The organism is Shewanella sp. (assembly GCF_047975355.1).
GTDB lineage: Bacteria > Pseudomonadota > Gammaproteobacteria > Enterobacterales > Shewanellaceae > Shewanella.
This window is the reverse complement of the sequence record NZ_JBKEDJ010000025.1, coordinates 92,140-115,560: the sequence shown is the minus strand read 5'-3', so window position 1 is coordinate 115,560 and position 23,421 is coordinate 92,140. Positions and strand designations below refer to the sequence as shown.

At 38.3% G+C, this 23,421-nt stretch carries 20 protein-coding genes; all 20 read right to left on the bottom strand.

Features of this window, described 5'->3' with window-relative positions:
* Nucleotides 1–71: 71 nt before the first annotated feature.
* Nucleotides 72–1,424 carry a phosphoglucosamine mutase gene (glmM, locus tag ACK5NH_RS08965; RefSeq protein WP_416919343.1) on the bottom strand — a complete coding sequence of 451 codons (1,353 nt, stop codon included), beginning with the start codon at nt 1,422–1,424 and terminating at the stop codon, nt 72–74.
* Between the two features lie 104 nt (nt 1,425–1,528).
* Nucleotides 1,529–3,469, bottom strand: coding sequence for a polysaccharide biosynthesis protein (locus tag ACK5NH_RS08960; RefSeq protein ID WP_416919341.1), 1,941 nt, complete (start codon nt 3,467–3,469; stop codon nt 1,529–1,531).
* Between the two features lie 130 nt (nt 3,470–3,599).
* On the bottom strand, nt 3,600–4,154 hold the full coding sequence (locus tag ACK5NH_RS08955; protein ID WP_416919339.1) for a sugar transferase: 555 nt from the start codon (nt 4,152–4,154) through the stop codon (nt 3,600–3,602).
* A 2-nt stretch (nt 4,155–4,156) separates the two neighbouring features.
* Nucleotides 4,157–5,086, bottom strand: a complete 930-nt coding sequence (locus ACK5NH_RS08950; RefSeq protein WP_416919337.1) for an NAD-dependent epimerase/dehydratase family protein — start codon at nt 5,084–5,086, stop codon at nt 4,157–4,159.
* A 3-nt stretch (nt 5,087–5,089) separates the two neighbouring features.
* Nucleotides 5,090–5,851 (bottom strand): glycosyltransferase family 2 protein, encoded by a 762-nt coding sequence (locus ACK5NH_RS08945; protein ID WP_416919335.1) that lies wholly within the window; start codon nt 5,849–5,851, stop codon nt 5,090–5,092.
* A gap of 1 nt (nt 5,852) precedes the next feature.
* Nucleotides 5,853–7,265 carry a phosphomannomutase gene (locus ACK5NH_RS08940; RefSeq protein ID WP_416919333.1) on the bottom strand — a complete coding sequence of 471 codons (1,413 nt, stop codon included), beginning with the start codon at nt 7,263–7,265 and terminating at the stop codon, nt 5,853–5,855.
* A 3-nt stretch (nt 7,266–7,268) separates the two neighbouring features.
* On the bottom strand, nt 7,269–8,681 hold the full coding sequence (locus ACK5NH_RS08935) for a mannose-1-phosphate guanylyltransferase/mannose-6-phosphate isomerase (RefSeq protein ID WP_416919331.1): 1,413 nt from the start codon (nt 8,679–8,681) through the stop codon (nt 7,269–7,271).
* A gap of 2 nt (nt 8,682–8,683) precedes the next feature.
* Nucleotides 8,684–9,193 (bottom strand): GDP-mannose mannosyl hydrolase, encoded by a 510-nt coding sequence (locus tag ACK5NH_RS08930; RefSeq protein WP_416919329.1) that lies wholly within the window; start codon nt 9,191–9,193, stop codon nt 8,684–8,686.
* 6 nt (nt 9,194–9,199) lie between these two features.
* Entirely contained in the window at nt 9,200–10,159 is a 960-nt protein-coding gene (gene fcl, locus ACK5NH_RS08925) for a GDP-L-fucose synthase (protein WP_416919326.1), read from the bottom strand.
* A 70-nt stretch (nt 10,160–10,229) separates the two neighbouring features.
* Entirely contained in the window at nt 10,230–11,351 is a 1,122-nt protein-coding gene (gene gmd / locus ACK5NH_RS08920) for a GDP-mannose 4,6-dehydratase (protein WP_416919324.1), read from the bottom strand.
* A 13-nt stretch (nt 11,352–11,364) separates the two neighbouring features.
* Entirely contained in the window at nt 11,365–12,351 is a 987-nt protein-coding gene (locus ACK5NH_RS08915; RefSeq protein WP_416919322.1) for a glycosyltransferase family 4 protein, read from the bottom strand.
* The gene (locus tag ACK5NH_RS08910) at nt 12,348–13,214 is read right to left on the bottom strand and encodes a glycosyltransferase family 2 protein (protein ID WP_416919320.1); all 867 of its coding nucleotides are present in this window, start codon (nt 13,212–13,214) and stop codon (nt 12,348–12,350) included. Before ACK5NH_RS08910 ends, ACK5NH_RS08915 begins: the two co-directional genes overlap by 4 nt.
* Nucleotides 13,215–13,342: 128 nt before the next feature.
* Nucleotides 13,343–14,317 carry a glycosyltransferase gene (locus ACK5NH_RS08905; protein WP_416919317.1) on the bottom strand — a complete coding sequence of 325 codons (975 nt, stop codon included), beginning with the start codon at nt 14,315–14,317 and terminating at the stop codon, nt 13,343–13,345.
* The gene (locus ACK5NH_RS08900) at nt 14,302–14,883 is read right to left on the bottom strand and encodes a CatB-related O-acetyltransferase (RefSeq protein WP_416919315.1); all 582 of its coding nucleotides are present in this window, start codon (nt 14,881–14,883) and stop codon (nt 14,302–14,304) included. The genes ACK5NH_RS08905 and ACK5NH_RS08900 overlap by 16 nt, the downstream gene beginning before the upstream one ends.
* Nucleotides 14,868–15,599, bottom strand: coding sequence for a glycosyltransferase family 2 protein (locus ACK5NH_RS08895; RefSeq protein WP_416919313.1), 732 nt, complete (start codon nt 15,597–15,599; stop codon nt 14,868–14,870). Before ACK5NH_RS08895 ends, ACK5NH_RS08900 begins: the two co-directional genes overlap by 16 nt.
* A gap of 25 nt (nt 15,600–15,624) precedes the next feature.
* Entirely contained in the window at nt 15,625–16,824 is a 1,200-nt protein-coding gene (locus ACK5NH_RS08890; RefSeq protein ID WP_416919311.1) for a hypothetical protein, read from the bottom strand.
* Nucleotides 16,814–17,986, bottom strand: a complete 1,173-nt coding sequence (locus ACK5NH_RS08885; RefSeq protein WP_416919309.1) for an O-antigen polymerase — start codon at nt 17,984–17,986, stop codon at nt 16,814–16,816. Before ACK5NH_RS08885 ends, ACK5NH_RS08890 begins: the two co-directional genes overlap by 11 nt.
* 169 nt (nt 17,987–18,155) lie before the next feature.
* Nucleotides 18,156–19,124: a Wzz/FepE/Etk N-terminal domain-containing protein gene (locus ACK5NH_RS08880; RefSeq protein WP_416919307.1), complete on the bottom strand. Its 969-nt coding sequence runs from the start codon at nt 19,122–19,124 to the stop codon at nt 18,156–18,158.
* Between the two features lie 95 nt (nt 19,125–19,219).
* Nucleotides 19,220–21,985 (bottom strand): SLBB domain-containing protein, encoded by a 2,766-nt coding sequence (locus tag ACK5NH_RS08875; protein ID WP_416919305.1) that lies wholly within the window; start codon nt 21,983–21,985, stop codon nt 19,220–19,222.
* 682 nt (nt 21,986–22,667) lie between these two features.
* A complete protein-coding gene (rfaH, locus tag ACK5NH_RS08870) occupies nt 22,668–23,168 on the bottom strand; it encodes a transcription/translation regulatory transformer protein RfaH (RefSeq protein ID WP_416919304.1) in 501 nt (166 codons plus the stop codon).
* Nucleotides 23,169–23,421 lie beyond the last annotated feature (253 nt).

The window sequence follows — 23,421 nt, the reverse complement described above, 5'->3', positions numbered from 1 at the left end:
CTTGATTCTAGAAGTTAAAAAACGCAGTATCCAAGCATTGGCAAGCAACGCCCTAGATTCTATCTCCTCGCTTATGCCGCTTTGACTGCCTGAGCGATATATTCAGCTTGTTGTTGGGTTAAGGCAATGTCCGTGGATTCAACCATCACTCTAATTAAGGGTTCAGTACCCGATTTACGCAATAATACTCGCCCCTTATCCCCTAAAACTTCCTCAGCGATTAGCACTGCCTGTTTAACACTGTCTTTAGCCAAAATGCTATCAGGGCAGCCAGAATTTAATCGCACATTGATAAGCACTTGCGGCAATTTAGTCATACCGGCTTTAAGCTCGGCCAAACGCTTACCTGACTCTAAAACGGCCTTTAGTACCTGCAAAGATGCCACAATGCCATCGCCAGTAGAAGCATGCTGCAAACTCAAAATATGCCCAGAGCCTTCGCCGCCCAGTTTCCAACCCGTTTGTTTGAGCTGTTCAACCACATAACGGTCGCCAACCTTAGCCCGCACAAAAGGAATATCCATTTGTTTGAGTGCCAGTTCTAATCCAAGATTTGACATGAGCGTACCAACCACCCCGCCCTGCATTTCACCTTTTTGATATGCCGCTTGTGCCAAAATAAACAAAATCTCATCGCCATCCACTACATGGCCATTATGATCAACAAATATGACTCGGTCGGCATCACCATCGAGCGCAATACCTAAATCCGCTTCATTGATCATCACCGCAGATTGCAAGCTATCTAAATGTGTTGCACCACAATGATCGTTAATGTTCACGCCGTTGGGTTTGTCGTTAATGCTAATCACCTCGGCCCCTAATTCGCGATATACATTCGGGGCAATATGGTAGGCAGCACCATGGGCGCTATCGACAACAATCTTTAGTCCCGCCAAGCTTAAATGATTCGGGAAGGTGCCTTTACAAAACTCAATATAACGACCGGCAGCATCATCAATGCGACGCACTTTACCCAGTTTTTCAGAAGCGACACATTGCAACGCATTATGCTCAAGTGCTTGCTCTAATAGAGCTTCAATTTCAAGCTCTTGTGCATCATTCAGTTTGGTGCCTGTGTTTGAAAAAAACTTAATACCATTATCATAAAAAGGATTATGGGAAGCACTAATCACCACACCAGCATCGGCCCTAAAAGTTGATGCTAAATATGCCACCGCAGGCGTTGGCATAGGGCCAATCAACGCCACATTGACACCAGCGGCTGAAAAACCCGCTTCCATTGCGGATTCAAGCATATACCCACTACTACGGGTATCTTTACCAATCAACACTTCTTTCGTGCCAGTTGATGCCAGCACAGTACCTGCCGCCCAGCCTAGCTTCATCGCAAAATCAGGCGTAATTGGGAATGTTCCTACTTTGCCACGCACACCATCAGTACCAAAATACTTCCTAGACATACAAAATCCTTAAAAACGCTAAAAGACAAAAAGCCAAATCCATGGGGATTTGGCTTTTAAAAAAGATTTAACTTTGCAACATCTAAACGACATAAGACATTGAATCAAGAAACTAACGTTACCACTTTCGGTTTTGTATCAGCTGGTTTAAATAATTTCCTTTGCTGCCAAACTAGATCACAAATACCGTCAGTTGGGGCAAAACCAGTTGGTGCCGAAAGTAAAATCTCACGAATCGCCTCATGGTTGAACTCATGGCAGGCTTTATCCAAACGATTCAAAATTAACTCTAATTCAGCCCATGGCAGGTAAATTTCATTCGCGGTCATAATCCGCTCATGGTCTGTACCTGTCACATCATCGCCAATCAGTAACTCTTCATACAGTTTCTCTCCAGGACGAAGGCCGGTAAATTCAATCGCGATATCACCATTGGGATTTGCTTCATCCTTCACATCATAACCACTTAAGCGGATCATTTTAGCTGCGAGATCAACGATTTTGACCGATTTTCCCATATCAAGCACAAAGACATCGCCGCCTTTACCCATAGCCCCCGCTTGAATAACCAACTGTGATGCTTCTGGAATCGTCATAAAAAAGCGGGTGATTTCAGGATGAGTAACAGTAACCGGACCGCCATTAGCGATCTGCTTACGGAACAATGGCACAACCGAACCAGAAGACCCCAGCACATTACCAAAACGCACCATACAAAAACGCGTTTGATGGACCTCTTTTGCTAATGCTTGCAATGCCAGTTCCGCCATACGTTTAGTGGTACCCATCACATTTGTAGGGCGCACGGCTTTATCGGTAGAGACCAAAACAAAGGTTTCTACTTTTGCAGCAATCGCCGCTCTCGCGGTATACAAAGTACCAAATACGTTATTGCGCACACCTTCAACCACATTATGCTCAACTAAAGGCACATGCTTATAAGCTGCAGCATGATAAACCGTCTGCACTTTAAATGCCTGCATAACCGCTTGCACACGGTTTTCACGCTGCACAGACCCCATAATTGGGACAATTTCAACACCAATACCCAGCTCAATGGCAGTTGCAGAGAGTTCACGCTCTATGGAATAAAGCGCAAATTCAGATAACTCGAATAAAACTAACTGTTTAGGCTGCTGTTTTAAAATCTGGCGACATAACTCAGAACCAATAGAGCCACCAGCACCTGTAACCATAACCACTTTGTTTTTAATATTGGCAGTCAATAAATGCTGTCTTGGTGCAACAGAATCACGACCTAACAAATCTTCGATTTCGACTTCTTTCACATCACTAAATAACTTATCACCACTCACTAAGTCCGCCATGGCGGGCAAAGTCATCACCTTAACTGTAAGCGGCTCAAGTTGATTAATAATTTCCTGACGACGTGAACGCGATGCACTCGGCATTGCCAGCAACACACGGGTTGTAGGTCGCTGTTTTATCAGCTTACTAAGTTGATGCGGCGCATAAACGTGCAAACCTTGAATCGAGGTGTTATGCAAGTTTTCATCGTCATCAACAAAAGCAACCGGATGATATTCATGGCTCTGTGCAAGTGCAATCGCCGTTTGCCGTCCGCTCACGCCCGCACCGTAGATAATAACCGGCTCTCCACGGCGGTTAATACCTGCACCAACTAATGAACGCATAAGCGCACGCGCGCCGCCCACAAACACGAGAGCAAAAGCAGCATAGATAAATGGCACTGTGCGAGGTAAATCCACTCCGCCATAATAGGCAAGTAAAACAAGAGCTATGGTAGAAATACCGACACCGGCAACGATTGCAGTAAACGCTTGCGAGCCGATATAACGCAGCACTGCGCGATAAAGCCCTAGCCTCACAAACCCAGCAATACTGATAGGGACAGTTAACGCAATCAATCCCCAATATTGCGATTTAAACAATACATCAACTGAGTCCAAGCGAACGAGTAACGCAAACCAAAAGGCAAAAAGCAAAAACACTGAGTCAATCGCCACGCTGACTAAACGTTTATGTGGCCGCTTTAATGAGAATAAAAACTGCAAAAAATCCATCTTTTGCTCCAGCTTAATTAAGTAATTCATGAATTTTAGTAACGGCTTATGCATCAATAACAGGCATCAAGTCCTTAGAGCGGAGAGTATACATGAGTTAACGAGTAACAGCTAAACCCAAATGCAATAACTAACTTGGTTTAACAGCATCACCACTGCCACTGCCAGTTGCCGTCATAAGAATGTATTTAAAATAGCGACCTAAGGTTAAGGTATCGATCATTTGCTTATCAGTTTGAGCAAGCAATTTAGGCGTAGACATATCAATATTTTGCACTTGTGCCAAACCTGTAACACCAGGCAACACATTATACACACCTAACTCATCACGCTCAGCGATCAATTCTTCTTGGTTAAATAAGTTAGGCCGTGGGCCGACCAAACTCATTTCACCTTTTAGAACATTAATCAGTTGTGGTAATTCATCTATTTTCGTCTTGCGCAAAAAACCACCAAACTTTGTGATAGCTGCATTACTGGCAAGATGGCTAGCAACCGATGCGGTATCCTTACTCATAGTACGAAACTTAACTAAGTTAAATGGTTTTTTATGTTTACCGACACGAGTTTGGATAAAAATCGGTGAACCAGTATCAAAAAGACCAATAATGGTGACGATTAATAATAATGGCCATAGCAACAACAACCCAAAGAAGGCTGCAAGAAAATCAATTAAACGAATCATATTCACTCTTTACCTGAACTAGATTTACCTGAATCACATAGTGTGGCCATAGCTTGTTTCATCGTTAATGGCGGTGTCCAATCTAAAACTTCTTTTATATTGGTTGAGTCAACTTGTAAATTCCCCACTAACTGCTCCACCATTGCAGATTTCCCCATCAACTTACCCGCTAATCTCATCAAGCTAACAGGTATTGGCAATTGCAACACTTTCTTACCTAGTCCTTCAGCGATAGCGTTAGTAAACTGTTTTATAGACACAGTTTCCATATCTGAAGCTAAAAATGTATGACCAGCGGCATTGGGATGGGTCGCACAAGTGATAAGAAGATCTGCGAGATTTTGCACTGCAATAAAATCACGCTTATTATTAGCATGACCGAAAGGTAACACGGGAAGTTTCTTAACAAGCTTAGTCAGTAAACCAAAATTACCAGGAGCATTAGGACCATAAACCAAAGTAGGACGGACAATAACAACTTCAAGACCAGTTTCAGCAGCTATCCTCTTAAGACCAATTTCAGCATCATATTTAGAACACGTATAAGAATTTAGTGGCTTGGGTTTATCGAAAATTGAAAATGGTTTTTCTAGCGTAGCATTACCATTTACACCTATAGAACTGACGAAAACAAATCGTTTAACTCCAGCCCTAACAGCTTCAACAGCCAAATGCAATGAGCCAAGAGTGTTAACTGAATGATAGTCTGATTGCGTGTTCAGTTTATTGTGTGCTAATCCTGCTATATGTATAACCGTTTCAACGTCATTGAAAGCGTTAATCCAATTAGTTTCAGCATCAATTTTTTTTACTAAAAAAACATCATCTACATTCAATTGCTCACTACATCTAGTAACACATCGAAAATTACCTTTATGGCGAATCACTTCACGACCTATAAAACCAGTAATGCCTGTTACTAAAACCTTCATGCATTAAACCTTAACAAATTTACGGGTTAACAAAGTAAACAACTTATAAGGTAACTTTAATGCTACTAACGCTAAATTAGTTTTAATGCCATTCTCTTTACAAGCCCTAACAACTTCCATGTTTTGATGAATGCGCCACATTAGTCCACTCGAACTTATTCCTCCCTCTCTCATTTTAACAGTAATAACTGGAACACGATTAATAACTACGCCATTAACAATACATCGAGTAATAAACTCAAAATCAGCTGCAACCCTATAGTCTAATTTATAAAGCCCGCATTTTTTATATACATCCTTTTTTGCATAAAAAGTTGGATGAGGTAACATTATCCCAAATTTCATCAATGATCTCTTAAACACTTTCGAGCTATAAAGCCTAGTTATCTTATCGGTATTTACTGCTTGAACATAAACCAAGTCTGAATATACAGCATCAATATCATCGCGATTAAAACCAGACATTAATGTAGAAACACTAGATTCAGAAGTAAAAAAATCATCAGAATTAAGGATGCCGATAACATCCCCTGTAGCCAATTCGATACCTTTATTCATTGCATCATAAAGGCCTTTATCTGGTTCACTTATCACCGTTGCAATACGATCTTGATACTCATTGACTATGTTGAGGGTATTATCTTTAGAAGCACCATCTACTATGATGTATTCAATATTAGGATAATCCTGCAAAAATACGGATTCGATAGTATCGCGGATAGTCGCAGCGCTGTTATAACATACGGTAATGATAGAAACTTTCATCTCAGTTCAATAATCCTTTCACCGCGCTAAGAATAACCTGCACCAAATGCTGTGCTTCAGCTTCTTCTGCAGACTCAACGTAACAACGTAACTCGGGAGCATTACCTGATGACCGCAAATGCACAATATCACCATCGACAAACTGCATTCTTAAACCGTCAGTTTGGTCTATGTTTTGGATTTGGCGTGACCTCTGCTCCAAAAGGACAAGAAACTCAACAGGAGACAAAGCGGTTTTTGCAATAAAGTTTTGACTCCACTCTGTCGGCACCTGCTGTAAACGATCACTTGCCGTATAACGTTGTGGCAAATTTGCAGTTAGGTTAGACAATGGCTGCTCACCAGCTAAAGCGAGTAATGCCAAACCAGGTAATAAAGCATCGCGGGTTGGTAAAGCTTTTAGCATCTTACCAGCAACAGTTATATCTGAACCAAGTATAAAACCGCCGTTAGCCTCAAAGCCAGCCACAAAACCATTCAGATTAGCAAAAGCAGCAATAACGTAAGGCGAGCCAATTTTAGTCCGCACAACTGAAGAAAATATTTCAGCCTTTTCTATGGCAGTATTGCAACTTACTGGTACAGCTAGACTTTGAATACCTAAGGCTTTCGCACAAAGTAAACCAACAATATCACCACGTAACCATTGGCCATTTTCGTCAGCAATCAGAGGGCGGTCACCATCTCCATCGGTAGAAAAGATAACATCGAAGCTATATCGCTTTGACCAATCCACTCCCTTTTGTTTATCCGCATCTGTAACAGCTTCTGTGTCGATAGGAACAAAAGTGTTTGTACGCTCTAACGAGGTAATCTCTGCACCCAACATCTTAAAAACTTTTTGATATAGATCTCTCCCTGCACTTGAATGCTCATAAATACCAATGCGTTTACCCGCCAGCATCTGCTTTGGAAAAATATCAAGATAACGTTTAATATAATTGTCAGATGCAACGGAACTTATGGCAGGCAGGACAGCTATTGAGCTTATTAGCTCATCAGATACATTAATGATCGCTTGTTCATCATCTTTAGTGATTTCACCATCAGGTCGATAAAACTTTAAACCATTGCGATCGAACGGAATGTGACTACCTGTAACCATTATTGCAGGCACTTTGTCCAGCATTGCCTGATAAGCCAATGCTGGAGTTGGCAATACACCATAATAATCGACCACATACCCCATTGACTCTAGAGCACCAGCGCAAGCCGCCGCCATTTGTGGACTGCTTGGTCTGTTATCAATGCCTATGGCAATCCGCTTAAAGCTGAAAGAGTATTGCATCACGCAGGCGAAACTCTGAGCAAAGGCTGCACATACTTGATCAGTAAAGCTCGTAACTAAGCCTCTAGCACCACTGGTGCCAAAAGAAACACCACTTTGCAATAAAACTGAGCTGATACTAGGCATAGACTACTTCCCTTCCACTCTTCCGTATCTATCTTCAAAACGAACGATATCGTCTTCACCAAGATACGAGCCAGATTGAACTTCAATCAGTTCTAAATCAACTTTGCCTGGGTTTTCAAGTGCATGAATTACACCTACAGGTATATAAGTCGATTGGTTTTCTGTTAACAGAATATCCTTATCACCATTAGTCACTTTGGCTGTACCAGAAACTACAATCCAATGCTCCGCTCGGTGATGGTGCATTTGTACCGATAACTTAGCACCCGGTTTTACGGTAATACGCTTAACCTGAAAACGGTCGCCATTATCGATGGAGTCATACTTACCCCAAGGTCGATAAACTTCACGATGGAAAGTCACCTCCGAACGTTGTTCAGATTTCAGTTGCCCCACAATCGATTTCACATGCTGAGATTGATCTTTATGGGCAACCAACACAGCATCCTTAGTGTTTACAATCACTAAGTCCTCAACACCGACTGTCGTGACCAGCTTATTACCACCAAAAACTAAGGTGTTTTTGGTATCAACAGATTTAACATCGCCATTAAACACGTTGCCATGATCGTCTTTAGCCGAAACTTCCCACAAAGCAGCAAAACCACCAACATCGCTCCAACCAGCGTCCATTGGCACTACCACAGCGTCATTTGTATGCTCCATCACAGCATAATCAATAGAATCGTCTGGACACGCCTCAAATGCAGCTTTATCAATGCGAATAAAATCTACGTCATTATTTTGAACTTGCATAGCAAGCTCGCAAGCTGAATAAATATCGGGGCGATAGACCTTTAACTCAGCAAGATAACGACTTGCTTTAAATAAAAACATGCCGCTATTCCAGTAATAATCGCCACTCGCTATATACTCTTTCGCAGTAACTAAATTAGGTTTTTCAACAAAACCATCAACAATATAACCATGTTGACAAGCTTCACCACGCTTAATGTAACCGTAACCGGTTTCGGGTTTATTGCCTACAATACCAAAAGTCACTAACTTGCCAGCCTGCGCTAACTCAGTAGCTCTATTGATTGATTGCTGAAAAGCATGAACATTCTCGATGACATGGTCAGCAGCTAAGACCAACAGCAAAGGATCATGACCTGACTCAACAGTTTTAAAAGCCGCTAAAGCAATAGCTGGCGCAGTATTGCGACCAACTGGCTCTAAAAAAATACCGCTATGCTTGACACCTAATTGCCTTACCTGTTCTGCGGCAATAAAACGATGTTCTTCATTGCAAATTAACATCGCTGGCACATGGTTGATACCAGCCAACCGACTAATAGTGTTTTGCAACATAGTAGCTTTGCCAGAAAGCGATAGAAACTGCTTAGGAAAATTGCCGCGAGATAGAGGCCACAAACGGGTACCGGAGCCTCCGGCCATAATTACAGGTAAAATCATCATCAATCCTTAATTAAATCGGTAAAAGCATCATCAAAGTACCACTTAGTATGAATGTGTACTTTTTCGTCAGACAGTAAACTTGGCACATCAACCCATTTATAACCGCCATGCTGAATGGCTAGGGGTAAATTATCTAACTGACTATCAAGCTTTAAGTAATAAGCAATTGCTACATAATGGGTTGTACTATCCGCCACGGAAACATTGTCTCTGAATACACTATCACTGAAGACATTATCAGCATAAAAGTGGTCAAATGGGCCGAGTAAACTCGCCTGCTCTATTGTAAATTCATGTCCAAGCTCATCACGAGTTAAACGCTTAAAAGCCTCTGCTAGTGGTTCATTTTTTAATATGCGACCACCAGGTACAAACCAAAAATCTTTAGCGGGACGATTTAAGCGCTGGCCAAGTAACACTTGCCCATTTAAATTAGTTACTACTAAATCGATGGACACTAAAGGGGTACTTGCAATAATTGTTGAAAAAGTAGGTTGATCTAAAAACATGCAAACCTACTTTCTAAAGTTATTTTGGTTGGCCAAGAACCATTGATAAGTAGCTAGTAATCCCTGCTCTAAGGCTATGGAAGCCTGCCAACCTAAGGATTTTAGGCGTGATACATCCATCAATTTACGTGGAGCCCCATCTGGTTTAGATGCATCGAATACAATTTCACCTTTAAAACCAACTACCTTGGCCACAGCCTCAACCAACTCACGAATAGTGCAATCAACACCAGTTCCAACATTAATATGGCTTAACATGGGCTCAGTATTAGCATCGTAAGTCGCTTGCTCTAAGTTCATCACATAAATTGAGGCTGCAGCCATATCATCAACGTGTAAAAATTCCCGCATCGGCTTACCAGATCCCCATGCTACCACTTGTGAATCATCATTCAGTTTGGCTTCATGAAAGCGGCGCAGCAGCGCAGGAATAACATGGGAGTTTTCTGGATGAAAATTATCGTTCTCACCATATAAGTTGGTTGGCATAACTGAGCGGTAATTACGACCATATTGGCGATTGTAAGACTCGCACATTTTAATACCAGCGATTTTGGCAATGGCATAGGGCTCGTTCGTGGGCTCCAAAATACCAGTTAACAACGTTCTCTCTGTCATTGGCTGGTCAGCAAGCTTTGGGTAAATACAAGATGAACCTAAAAACAATAAATCCTGCACGCCAGAGAGGTGCGCACTATGGATAATGTTATTTTGGATAGTGAGGTTTTCATAAATAAATTCAGCCGGGTAAGTATTATTGGCAATAATGCCACCCACTTTGGCTGCAGCAAGGTAAACTTGGTCAATTTTTTGAGTTGTAAAAAAATGCCGCACCGCTGTTTGATCAAGGAGGTCAAGCTCATCACGCGTTCGGGTCAAGACATTAACATCACAATTCCTTTGCAGTTGACGTACGATAGCAGAACCCACCATACCGCGATGACCAGCAACAAATATGTTTTTCATGTAAAAACCCATTAAACAATAAAATAAAAAGCTGAGAGTACACTCTCAGCTAAAACACAATTAAGCGAAGTTACTCAACGGACACGCTAATATCGTAACCATGATGTTTAAGGAGGGCATGTTGCTTGGCTTTATCTAAATCGTTTTGTACCATCTCAGCACACATTTCTTCAACAGTAATTTCAGGCACCCATCCCAATTTTGCTTTTGCTTTTGATGGATCACCTAATAAGGTTTCAACTTCCGCCGGACGGAAGTAACGTGGGTCAACCTTAACAATTATATCACCCACCTTAAGTGCTGCGGCATTGTCCCCTTCAATTGCAGTAACAGTGGCAATTTCGTCGACACCTTCACCGCTAAATTCTAGGGTAATACCAAGTTCTGCTGCCGACATACGCACAAATTCCCGTACCGAGATTTGCTTACCTGTAGCAATCACAAAATCTTCAGCAACATCTTGCTGAAGCATCATCCATTGCATACGGACATAATCTTTAGCATGACCCCAGTCCCGAAGTGCATCCATATTTCCTAGGTATAAACACTTCTCTAACCCTTGGGAAATATTCGCAATGGCGCGGGTAATCTTACGGGTAACAAAGGTTTCACCACGACGAGGTGACTCATGGTTAAACAAAATACCATTACAGGCAAACATGCCGTAGGATTCACGGTAATTCACCACAATCCAGTAGGCGTACATTTTCGCTACCGCATAAGGCGAACGAGGATAAAATGGCGTAGTCTCGCGCTGAGGAATCTCTTGGACAAGGCCATATAACTCAGAAGTCGATGCCTGATAAAAACGGGTCTTCTTCTCAAGTCCGCAGATCCGAATAGCTTCAAGTAAACGCAACGTCCCCATAGCATCAACATCAGCCGTGTATTCTGGCGACTCAAACGATACCGCAACATGTGACTGGGCACCTAAATTATAAATTTCATCAGGTTGAATTTCTTGTACCAAACGCACTAGATTCGAGGTATCGGTTAAGTCACCATAGTGCAAGTAAAAATTAGGATTAGATTCATGTCTGTCTTGATAGATATGATCCACGCGTTCAGTATTAAACGATGAAGCACGGCGTTTAATACCATGAACTTCATATCCTTTGACTAACAATAGCTCTGCTAAATATGAACCGTCTTGGCCAGTGATACCAGTAATTAACGCTACTTTTTTTTGCATAAAACAAACCTAATCATTTAGAGTAAACATTCAATGTGTGATTAAAACACTTTTCCCACGAAAAACGCTTTGCATTTTCGAGTCCCAAAGCACTAAACCTTCTTCTAGCATCACTGGAAAGCAGCGTTAAAATTGCCTCATATAGTAAATTTTCACATGATTTATCCAGCAATAAAGCAGCATTCCCCGCAACTTCTGGAATAGAAGAAGAGTTCAAAGCTATCACAGGGCAACCAGCTTGTTGTGCTTCAACTACAGGAATCCCAAATCCTTCATATTCAGATGGATAAACTAAGGCGATCGCCTGATTATAAACTAGATTAAGCTCATCATTAGTCAATATGCCCTTTACAACAAATCTTCCTTCCAAATTTGATTCCAGCAAATTTATTTCGAAATTTGTTAGCAAACCTCCACCAACAATTAGCAATTTAACTTCAGGTAACTTTGATAAAGCTGATACAACCAAAGCAAAGTTTTTATAGGAAGCTCGAGAACCAACAAAAACGACATAGTCCAGTACCTCTAATCCCAAAGAACAATAACTTTCAGAAACTCCATTATACACAACTTCAACTTTAGATTCAGGAACAGGACAATAACTAAATAGATCATTAGCTGTATTTTCTGAAACACAAATAATTTTATCACTATTTAGGATAGCTTTATATTTTTGGTAACTGTGAATTTTCGAACGAAAGCCGCCAACATATTTCTCATAGGTAAAGTCGTGCACCGTAGTAATTACTTTAACCTTACTAGTAGGGAGTCTATAATAAGTTGAATGGAATATATCAGTTTCATTCAGTTTGACATTAAACTTGAGATACCGTTCAAGAAATCTCGGATTGAGGAGCTCAGTATCACCTCCTAATTTAGGGCAATCTGAATACACATAATATCTACTTTTATCTTGCAATCTTTTATATAGCTCTTCAAAAAGTACACTAATGCCACCATGAGATTGAAGTGAATTAATAATCCCGTCATAAACTATCATTTTAACACCATAAAAAATCCAGAGATTACACCCTTCAATCTTGAGTAATAAACCTTCCGATTAATTTCTCTATTTACAGAAATAATCAACCCTGTGAGTATCCTTATGATAATGTAAAAATAATATAACATAACGGAGTAATCCTTATTGTTTACCATTCTTCTGACCAGATACCCAAAACCAACACCATATTTATAGTATTTTTTTATATCAGAAACACAATAATTGCCATCGATAACAGGGTGGTAAACAAACAAATCACCCAAGTACAAACATTTAGCACCATTTTTCAGCAATCTATAAACAAGGTCAGTTTCTTCTCCTGATCCTACATCCGTACCAGCACCTAGAGTTTCATCAAAAATGACACATCCAGAAAGTCTTGACTGCAATTTAATAAAAATCCCTACTGATATCGGATAAGAGAAGATATTCCTTTCATTTACTTCAATTGTGATGCCTTTAGGGCGACCTCCGTAAGTTTTATTATTTGAAGGGTCTAACACATTCGTACAAAGGACATCGTAAGATAGGTGACTATCAAAAAAATTAAAAATATTTTTAATTAAGGAGTCTTCATACCAGCAATCATCATCAGGAAAAGCAATAACATCAAAATCTGATAAATTAATATTTAATAGAGCCAAATTCCGAGCCTTCGATAATGATATAACTTTATTAACTTCAATAACATTTAGAGTTATATTTTCCTCAAATAAAAAACCAGGGTAAGACAATTTATGTTGATTAACAAAAAAAATATTTATATCAAAGGTAACGTTCTGAACATTTAGTGAATGAAAGAGTCTATTTATCACTAAGAAATCAGAGCTTGAAGTAACGATTAAGCAAATTTTCTTCATATCAACACTTCGTCCACTATCAATCTAGCTCAGCTATATAAATTTTATAAAAAATAAAAACTCATTAAACAATAGTAATAAAACGTATGCAGGCATTTATAAAACTACGCCAAAGGTAAGGTTTATTTTTAAATGTCATAAAGAAACTCAGCAAAAGCTGAGTAATCATGCAATTTTTTTAGCCTTGAAATATCTTGAGCAAACATTTTAGAATATTCATCTGAACCTAACCTACTAAAATAATTAACGCGCTCAATAACATCATCATGTTCTATCTGTTTCTTTACTGTTACCATATTAAAATTCTTCCAATACTTAGCACCATTATATTCCCTAACAATAACAGGTACATTATTTTCTATTGCTTCAATAATAATTGTTGGAAGAGCTTCTGTTTCTGAGTTAACTATCAAAATTCGAGCTAATGACACATTTTGCTCAAATGGATCATCTTTAAACCCTAAGAAACTTACTCGTTCCTGAACACCAGCGTTAACAACGATGTTTTGAAGATTAGTTCTTTCAACACCATCACCATAAATTTTCAAACTGTATTTAAAAGGTAAACTAATCAACAACTCAATTGTACGATCTACACGCTTTAATCTAGCCAAACTGGAAACTGACAACAATAGAAAAGAATCACTATTTAAAAAATTATTTTTATAGTTTATTTTTTTCTTAAAAAAGTATGGGTTAGGTAAAAAACAATCCTTTTTAAAAACAGGAGAAGCACTGATACATTTAGGATAAAAAATATATGACAAGCGATAAAAAAATCTATTTTTTTTGTTCAAAAAAAATTTATAATCATCAAAACTACAATGATTCCACAATATAAATTTTTTCCAAAAAAATATCCTAAACGGAAAAACAATAAGGCCTAATAAGCCCTCTGTCCCTATTATAATCTTATCAACCTTCTTTATCTGATTAAAAATCATCCAAAAAAACTTAATATATCGAAATAAGAAACGATAATGTAAAAAGGGTTCCATATTTATCCATATGAATTTATCTAAATTAGATCCAACCAAATTCTCGATTATTTTCTCAGCACCGCCCCCTTTACCTCTAATTGTAATAATCAATATTTTTCCCATTGCCGAATCCTTTCAATATCCAAATCCCACCAATTTTTATTATCAAACGGGAGAATTTTTACACATCTAGTTTTAATTTTTCTAGCCGGAACACCAGCCCAAATCTCATAAGGTGGTATATCTTTTGTAACAACAGAACCAGCTGCTACAATAGCGCCATCAGAGACATTAACGCCCTGCTTAATAATAGCACCATGTCCTATCCATACATCATTTCCAATTTTAGTTATTTTGCTTTCTATATTAATTATTTTTTTAGCACCATAATATTTATTGAAAATAATTGGATGTGTAGTATAAAAGTTAATTGGATGTTCAAAACCACCAATACTACAGTTAGATGATATAGAAGTGAATCTTCCAACTCTTACATTTGAAAGTATTGTATTTTTATTTATATAGGATAGATCACCAATCTCAAAATCACCATCGACATGAACTCCGGATTCAATTGTATTCATATAACCAAAGAGTGCGTTTGAAGGGATTTCCATGGTTTTAAGCTTAAGCTTTCTACCCCTGTTTTTAACTAGCAAATAAAAGTACTTTATTATTTTTTTAAACATAAAATCTCTATTAAAGCTCTATAATTGAAACTTAATATACTTTCTTTAATTAATCGTTTACGCCACGCTTTATATAAACTTTGTGATTGACATTTCAATATAAAGGCTGAGAAATACTCGACAGACTTAGAAACACTTTGTCGTTCATAAGAAGAACATTTTAAGCGAAAGTCTCTCTTCTTAGATAATTGCTCAGTTGCATCTTGATGATAAAAAAATATACTTTTACCGCTATAAAAACATGTATGTTTCAGGAAAATAGAACTAAACAACCATATCTCAGATATCCTGTAACTATGACTTATCGTAAATGTTCTTAAGACATTTGATTTTACAATCATCATATAGTCAGATGTTCTACCCTCATAAATCACAAAATCACTATAATCATTGATTGTTTTTATCTCAAAATCAATTGAACTTTCACCACCTGCAAATGTGAATCCATATAAATCAAAATTTGGATGATTTCTTCTAACTTCCTCTATCGTGTCAACAGAGTCCTCCAACAAAGTGTCGTCACTATCTAATAAAATAACATACTCATAACTAGCTTCAGAAGCACCAATAAGCCTAGCTCTTACTGGACCACCATTTTTTTCCAATAAAATATGCTTTGTAATTCTAGAGTCTTTTAACGCTTCATCAGATGCATCTTCTACAACTATTATCTCGGGCTTCTCTTTTCCTTTAAAAGCTTCATCTATAGAATTCAAACATCTCCTAAGCTGACTTATTCTGTTATAGTTTGCAATGATGATTGAATACATTTTTATCTCTTAATAAACATGATTGGAATAATATTTTAATAACAATGAAAATGGCAATGATATAATTATATTTACTTAAATCTTCGAACGAATGACTAGCATTATATGTTAAAAGGAATGTTATAGTAACCAAAATAGCATCAAGAATTAAAAAAGCCTTGACTTTCTTTTGAAATCTTAGTGAGACCGATAAATTAATACTCGAAACTGCAATCAAAACAACGACTAGATATGTTGAAACTAAAATACTTGACGAAGAAATATTTGTAATATTTTTTAGCAACTCAAAATTCGAACTAATATAATATAGTACAAATGAGCTAATTAAAGTTAAAGAAATCAGGAGTAAATTAATAAACAACATATTGAATTTCTGCTCAGTCTTTGAACTTAATATTTTTAGTGTAATTAAATTCAAAGGTATAACGATAAAGTTTGACAATGAAATTGACAAAGTATACTGCGCAAGAGAATATTTATCAATATAGTTTGAAAAGTTTATATATGGAACTCGATTCATAACTATTGACAGGATTGAAAATAAATAAATAAAATTAACATATTTAAAAACATGCTGCAAATTAACATGTTCATGTTTTTCTGAGTTTATCTTAAACTTTTTACTAAATCTTAACGCTATAAACAGTGGTAATATTGGTGTAATTATAAAAACTAATGCATACCAATGTTCTGAAAGTTTATTAGTAAAAATAATCTCAAAAGGATTTAAATAAACCAGAAGCAAAACTAAAATATTACCAACAAATTGATAATAGCGAGGAAATTCAAACATACCGATTGAACTCATCACGCCAGTATTTAGATCGTTAAACAGTGATATGTAAAGAAATAAAAAAATAATAGCCTGAATACCAAAATCTCCATTTAAGAAAATGACATTCAATAAAGTAGATACAATAGCGGCACAGATAAGGGAAAATGAATTAATATTTTTTGGTATTTTCCCCTCACGACTGACCAAAAGAGATATTGCATTAGGCAAGCCAAAGATGGTTAGTGTAATAGCTATTTGAAGATAACTAAGATATAAGTCAAAATAAAATTTTACTTGAATACCATAAAAATCAATTATTTTTATTTGTGAATAGTATGAAAATAAAGAACTTAAATAGAGAACAATAGTAACTGCAAAAAACTTCTTACCTATCATTACGATACACCATTCTTTTTGCATAGTAAAAAAATAGGACGATTAATAACAATCTCGATATTTCAATAAAATCCCCTCGTACCCACATTAAAATACCATAGTAACAAGTTAAAATTAATGCTCTATCAAAAACATCAGCAACTAAAAATTTTTTTTCTAAATGATTTAAGAAAAAAACTATTACATAAGGAATGACCAGCAATCCAAAATATCCAAACCTATAATATATTTCTCCCAAGATTGTAAAACCAAAACCGCCACCAGCTTCAGCCCAACCGGGGTCGAAATTAAGTACAAACTCTGTAGCTAAGGAATTCAAAGGCTCAATACCTAGAGGAACTATAAGACTTTGTGGTAACGTTGTTAAAAAAACAAGAATAATTGATTGGTTTAAATCATCTAACACATTGATGTTAGACAGTATCATCGGAATGTTAGCCAATTCAATAGCCATTCTTAAGAAGATACTAGCGCCTTCACCATCACCTCCCTCTCTAAATGCTCCTGCAAGTACAATTATTGGTATAAATAGGACAGCTAATAGAAAACATTGTTTATATGTTATTTTTTTTAATAAGATAAGGAAAACTAAAATTGAAATTGTTGTGTAAAGAAAAAATGATCTGCTACCATACATAAAATAACTTACAACAATAAAGCTCATTATAAAAAGATAAATATATCTTTTTTCTTTCAAAAAATATAAAAAAAGTAAGAAGTAAAAAATTAAGGCAAAAGGAAAAAAAGATGTAGCCTTGATGCTCTGTTCAGAAGCACTTTTATATCCTGCAATATAACCCTCAGAAATGACATGAACACCTAGACTTACATTTTGATACACGACAATAAGTGCAGCTAAAGAAAATAAATAAAAGAACAAACGTGAGTATTTATAGTTGTTGCGATTAATGAAAATTTCTTTTCTAGTTCTAAATATTAAAAACACAATGTGAAATATGGCTATAGAGATATTAAAAGCCAATAAGAGTTTAAAAACAAGCTCACTATCAAATAAAACAAGATCATAATTGATAAGCGTCGTTACAATAGGTGTAAACCCACTTAAAAAATTAACTAGAAATACAAAAACCATACTGGAGGGGTGAGGTTTTAAAATTAACAATACGAAAATCAATGATAACAAGTAAAAACTTTCTATCATTCAGCCACCATATAAATTTTCTTAAGTTAATATGAAGTTGCATTCGCAGTTCTAAACACAACGGATAAAGTCTTTGCAGAATAAATACTTGAAAAATAAAGTTTAAATAACAATGTTGTTTTCATGCTATCGCTAGCAACAATCTGTCATTGACAATCTACAAATTAAATTATTTATTTCTCAATAAATTAACAACTAGCACAAACATAAGACCAACCATAAAACCAATAAATGTACCTAATACACAAATTAATGCACGTTTTGGTTTGGCCTTTTCTTCGGGTGCTAATGCGGGGTCAATGGTTTTAAATACGTATTCATCACGAACTTCGGCAAACATAATGGTTTTTGCCTGTTCTTCAATCAGCTTATAGAGTACTGCTTTAATATCGGCAACATTGGTTAAAGCGATTTGCTTATTTAAAAACTCAGTACTGCGATGCGCTTCAGCTACGTCACGATCCTTCATCACTTTATTAATGTCTTGAATTAACCAAGTGACCCATTGCTGCGCGACTGTTGGGGATAAATGCTCAACTGATAAAGTCACCATCCCCGTATCTTTGGCTTTATTAACAACGATCATTTTGCTAAAGGCTTTATAAGCCTCTTGCATTGATGGCTCAGGTTTAAATGGCGCTTTAACTTCGCGCACCCAAGTATTGGTTTGCTCGTTATATAGCTCAGGATCATAGATAAGTTTATCTGCATCCCTATCCCATTTTTCAGCCGCCATTAAATCGGCAAGGATATTGTGCTTTTGAATAAACTCGCTGGTAAATTGGCGAGACTTTAATACTTGAATTGCCAATTCAGTTTTATCAGTACCACCTTTACCACCGAGATTTACTCCCGCAAGGCTTGCTAAACCACCAAATTGAGACGCTAACGCACTTAAACCACCGCCTTGTTCTTCAGATGCAGGCGCAAGCAGGGCTTCAGATTTATAGATATTCGGTTGCTTTATGGCAAAGACCACTGCACCAACGGCAAATAAAGCAGTAATAGCCAAAATAATCCATTTGCCACGCCAAATGACAGCAAAAAGCTCACGGAGATCGATTTCGTCGTCTTGCACTTGAGGAAACCTGGCGTCGGATTGGTATGTGTTTGGATTTTGAGTAATTTGTGTGTTCATTGGTTCTTCAGATTCTAGGATATATGCCCTAGGTACTGAACCTAGGGCGAGCTATAAGCAAATTAGAGGCCGAATGCCTTTCTAGCTCATTATTTCTACAGCCCAGAGATGGCTGAGATAGCAACTGCGGTGTTATAGATAATGCCAGTCACTTGTGACCAGAGCGTCAAGTTATCTTTGTACTCAGTATCTAGTGGAACAATCACAGTATCACCAGGTTGCAATTGCTCACCACCGCTGAACCAGCTTGAACGCGAAGGCATTAGAACTGAACCATTAGCCTGAATAACATAGGTTCTTCCCTCATCAGCACGTTCTCTCGCGCCGCCAGACATAGCTAGGTACTGGTCGATTGTTAAACCTTCTTTAAATCTATGGGTGGCAGGATGTTGGACTTCGCCCATCACAGCAATTGTTTGCTTAGTTGAAGGGACATATAAAATGTCTGCATCTTCTAACTGCAAATCAGCCTGAGTAATACCAAGTGAAATTGCGGGTAAATCCACTACTAAACGGCCAACCGCTTTAATATTTTCAAGGTCGGTTAGCATTAATTGTGCATCAGCATAATTAACTACCGTGCCATCCTTTGAAATGCCGCGGGTAGCTATATCACGACGCAGTTGGTCCGCCAGCTTTTTGATTTCAATCTGCTCTTGTTGGCGCACAGACTCACGAACAAAGACTGCTGAAGATAATGCCGCATATTCGGTAAAGCCACCCACACGGGTGATTAAGTCACTTAAGGTTTCACCACGGCGAATATTGTAACGGCCAGGGAATTTAACCTCGCCTCTGACCTCAACCACTTTGGTCTCTTGCCAATCTGGCGTTGTCATCACAGTAAGAATATCTCTGCCAGATAACAATAAATTGGCACTTGAGTTATTTTGCAGTGCTAAAGCAAGGTCAATATTTTTATGCTCAGTTTTAGAACCTGAATTATCAACTACCGTTGATGTTAATTCGGCTCTAGTTGTGTAAGCACCTTCTTTTAAGCCGCCAGCAGCAACAACTAAATCATTGACTCTTGCACCTGCGGTTAATGGGTACAGACCGGGTAAACGTACCTGACCATCAATCCCTACAACCTGAATCCCAGCTCCTGCTCGGCCCTGGTTATTAAGCTTAACCATGACCGGATAGAGTAATTCTTGGCGAGCCATTTGATTACTGAGTTTGAGTAACTCTGTATCATCAAATAAGTTTGCCAACATTTTGTTGACGACACCTTTAACCACAGCCACATCTTCTGACTCAGTTTTATCAGTAACAACCACTCCAGCCAACTGCGTACGCTGAGTTAATCTACTTTTATCAAGCTGAACAAACCCCGCTTTGAATAAATCAGAACTGATCAGAGAATTCGTGTTTAAAGAGGTCACCTTCTCTACGCGCTGTTTAACTAACTTATTCAGCTCGAAACGATTTTGTACATCGTCAGAAAAATTAAAAATAATGATTTTATCACGGGGATTTAAAGCGATATCTTGGTCACTATTTTTGTCGTTAATAGCTTTACCCGGTGAAAACTGACGAACTTCAATATCACCATATTGGTTCACTTCACGAACTACTAAGGCATAATCTAAATCAGCAGAAATGGCTAAATCCCCCCAAATTGAGGGAAAAACATCACTGACTTTTTGTCCGGAAAACCATTGATATTTACCAGGACGTACGACAGCACCGACTACGGTCACGGCGCTTTCAAACTGTTCAGAAGCGTTTTTAACACGAATAACATCACCCGCTTTGGCTAATGTCATTTTGCCCAGTTCGCTAGTAAGGTCGACATTGATGACTGTTTTTAGCGATTTACTGTTGTAACGCTCAACCGAACTGCTTTTAGGATAGGCACCAGGATTTAAACCCGCTGCCATGGCAATAACATCAGCCATGGTTTCGTTGTTTTTTAACTCATAAATAGCTGGACGTCTTACTTCACCAGAGACGCTAACAAGGCCACCAATTGAAGGAATAAAGACAACATCTCCAGAACGTAAGCGCAGGTCGCCCGATGCATCCCCTTTTAACAGCAGATCATATAAGTCTAATGTACCGACAAGTTTACCATTACGTTTAAGTTGTACATTCCGTAATGAGCCAATTTCGTTAACACCACCAGCAACAAATAACGCTTGGGTGATAGTCGATAAACTAGAAACCGTATATGAACCAGGTTTGTAAGCATCACCCGCTACAAAAATACGAATAGAGCGCAATTCCCCCATGGTGATATTGGACTCAATACCAATCATTTGTTGTTGAATACGCTGCCCCAGCGTTTCTCTTAACTCAGAGAACGTTAACCCATTTACAGGAATGGGCCCTAATTCGGGGAATTGAATGACTCCTTCGCGATTAATTACTAAGTCGTATTCTTTATTCTCTTTCCCATAAAGCTGTACTTTGATGTTATCGCCTGGACCGACAAGATATTCCCCAGGGACTGGCACATCAGATACTGGCGCAAAGGTGCTAGGCTCACCTGCAAACATTTCATAGCCAAAGCGACGTAGTTTAAAGTTGGAAGAATCCGCAGAAAAATCTAATTCCGCTTTTTCTTTCTTATCACTTGCCGCATTGATGCGCTCAGGTTGCATGTCACGCTCGGAAACAACCTGCGGATTTGCTATCTGCGGCTGAGCTTGACTACCAGAAATCATACTGGGATCAATTCCGTACTGTCTCGCTAAGCGCTGTTGTTCTGCTTTGGGTAATTGTTTGAATTGTTCAATCATCTGCGGAGAGGGCGTAACGGCTTGCGCCTGAGCGCCCATCAATATTGCAGCACTCATGCTTGCGAATATCGCGACTCGAGGGGCCGCCTTGATGTATTTTTTAAGTTGTTGTAACACCAGATATCTCCGATTGGGTTTAAAGATGAAAAACAATGATAAAGCAGAGCGTCGCTACGCTCCTTCTAGATTCTAGCGCCACCGTAGTGGCGTCCTAGAGCAGTTCTCTTTGCTGCGCCCGATCCGAACAGTTGAAAAGCAATGTCCTTCTTTTCTTTCAGACACGCTACCGCCCATAGATTGCGGCCTCTATATTGCCCTTCGCGCTGCGAATATTCTAATTTTTCAAAACCTTAGCATTTGTCACTTGCTGTTTTTAATTGTTAGCGTTCTGTGGCCCCTGTGGTCCCAAACTTATCAGTTGACCATCTTTAGTTTGGCTACCATCTTCAAAAGACCTAAGCCCTGCTGGCAATTTAAGCCCGCGAGCCTCATATGCCACAGCGTAAAAAACAAGTAAAACTTTTGTTACACACAACTTAAATCAGCCGCAAAAATTGTACAGCCAAACCACTACGTCGTTTGTTCAAAAAGTGTGCACACAAATTATGTTTAACTTTTAATGGTGCAAATTTAGTTTTGTGATACCACCTCAACACACAAACAAACATAAAACACTGAAAATTATATATTTTTAATTTCAAGCTCTATGTTACTTGAAATGAAATAACTCTGCTTATAGCAAATGTCTTACACAACTCTAAGCTAAAGTCTTAATCAACATAGTAAAATAGTTCACAACTTACACTCGTTCTACAGACTGTTCTGGCACAGTTAACATATTGATCTGTCCCATAATATTAAATAAAACGTGGCAACGTTTGTTTGGGCATTTCTCTTGAAAAATAGCTTCTAAGTCTGCAAACGGGCCGTCTTTAAAACGAATTTTCTCCCCTGTCTTTAGCTCTAACGGAGTGTCTAAAACAGATTGGGAAGGCGTTAATTCTTTCATGCGAATGGCGTGGATAATTCGATCGTCTATAGGTGTCATTTTTTCCTGACAATTGACGATACGGCTAACACCACGAGTAGAGTTGACCTGCTTAACACTTGTTTGGCTTGGGTCGAAATTGATGAACAGATAATTAGGGAATAAAGGTACGCGACAGATCCGTTTCTGCCCGCGTTGAGATTTTTCTTCAGAAACCATAGGCAAGTATGTTTCTAAATTTTGAAGTGCTAAGTTCTGTTGTGCCCTCGCTTCACTACGAGGTTTACAATACAAAAGGTACCATGCCTTCATCTACTAATCTCACTACCCTATGTTAAGTGACGTCCATTCACGGCTGGCAATCATAGCAAAGTAGTGAAGATGGATGGAAGCAGTTTTTTGACTCTATTAGGCTTATCGCACGGTATCTGAGCAAGACTGGATATATTAGTAAAATCAGCATTAATCGGCGTTTGCGCTAAGTTGCAGATAATCTCACCAGTTAGCAAGCCAAAATTGACTTTAGTTACTTTTAAAGGGTATATAAGATGGGATTTTAGCGAAA

Bases quoted from the DNA above. Each gene is read 5' to 3' on its own strand.
- ACK5NH_RS08945 (WP_416919335.1), bottom strand. From the start codon at position 5,851: ATGAAAGTTTCTATCATTACCGTATGTTATAACAGCGCTGCGACTATC.
- ACK5NH_RS08880 (WP_416919307.1), bottom strand. From the start codon at position 19,124: ATGAACACACAAATTACTCAAAATCCAAACACATACCAATCCGACGCC.
- ACK5NH_RS08890 (WP_416919311.1), bottom strand. From the start codon at position 16,824: ATGATAGGTAAGAAGTTTTTTGCAGTTACTATTGTTCTCTATTTAAGT.
- gmd (WP_416919324.1), bottom strand. From the start codon at position 11,351: ATGCAAAAAAAAGTAGCGTTAATTACTGGTATCACTGGCCAAGACGGT.
- ACK5NH_RS08955 (WP_416919339.1), bottom strand. From the start codon at position 4,154: ATGATTCGTTTAATTGATTTTCTTGCAGCCTTCTTTGGGTTGTTGTTG.
- ACK5NH_RS08900 (WP_416919315.1), bottom strand. From the start codon at position 14,883: ATGTTTAAAAAAATAATAAAGTACTTTTATTTGCTAGTTAAAAACAGG.
- fcl (WP_416919326.1), bottom strand. From the start codon at position 10,159: ATGAAAAACATATTTGTTGCTGGTCATCGCGGTATGGTGGGTTCTGCT.
- ACK5NH_RS08915 (WP_416919322.1), bottom strand. From the start codon at position 12,351: ATGATAGTTTATGACGGGATTATTAATTCACTTCAATCTCATGGTGGC.
- ACK5NH_RS08935 (WP_416919331.1), bottom strand. From the start codon at position 8,681: ATGATTTTACCTGTAATTATGGCCGGAGGCTCCGGTACCCGTTTGTGG.
- rfaH (WP_416919304.1), bottom strand. From the start codon at position 23,168: ATGAAGGCATGGTACCTTTTGTATTGTAAACCTCGTAGTGAAGCGAGG.
- ACK5NH_RS08905 (WP_416919317.1), bottom strand. From the start codon at position 14,317: ATGGGAAAAATATTGATTATTACAATTAGAGGTAAAGGGGGCGGTGCT.
- ACK5NH_RS08885 (WP_416919309.1), bottom strand. From the start codon at position 17,986: ATGATAGAAAGTTTTTACTTGTTATCATTGATTTTCGTATTGTTAATT.
- ACK5NH_RS08910 (WP_416919320.1), bottom strand. From the start codon at position 13,214: ATGAAGAAAATTTGCTTAATCGTTACTTCAAGCTCTGATTTCTTAGTG.
- glmM (WP_416919343.1), bottom strand. From the start codon at position 1,424: ATGTCTAGGAAGTATTTTGGTACTGATGGTGTGCGTGGCAAAGTAGGA.
- ACK5NH_RS08950 (WP_416919337.1), bottom strand. From the start codon at position 5,086: ATGAAGGTTTTAGTAACAGGCATTACTGGTTTTATAGGTCGTGAAGTG.
- ACK5NH_RS08930 (WP_416919329.1), bottom strand. From the start codon at position 9,193: ATGTTTTTAGATCAACCTACTTTTTCAACAATTATTGCAAGTACCCCT.
- ACK5NH_RS08960 (WP_416919341.1), bottom strand. From the start codon at position 3,469: ATGGATTTTTTGCAGTTTTTATTCTCATTAAAGCGGCCACATAAACGT.
- ACK5NH_RS08940 (WP_416919333.1), bottom strand. From the start codon at position 7,265: ATGCCTAGTATCAGCTCAGTTTTATTGCAAAGTGGTGTTTCTTTTGGC.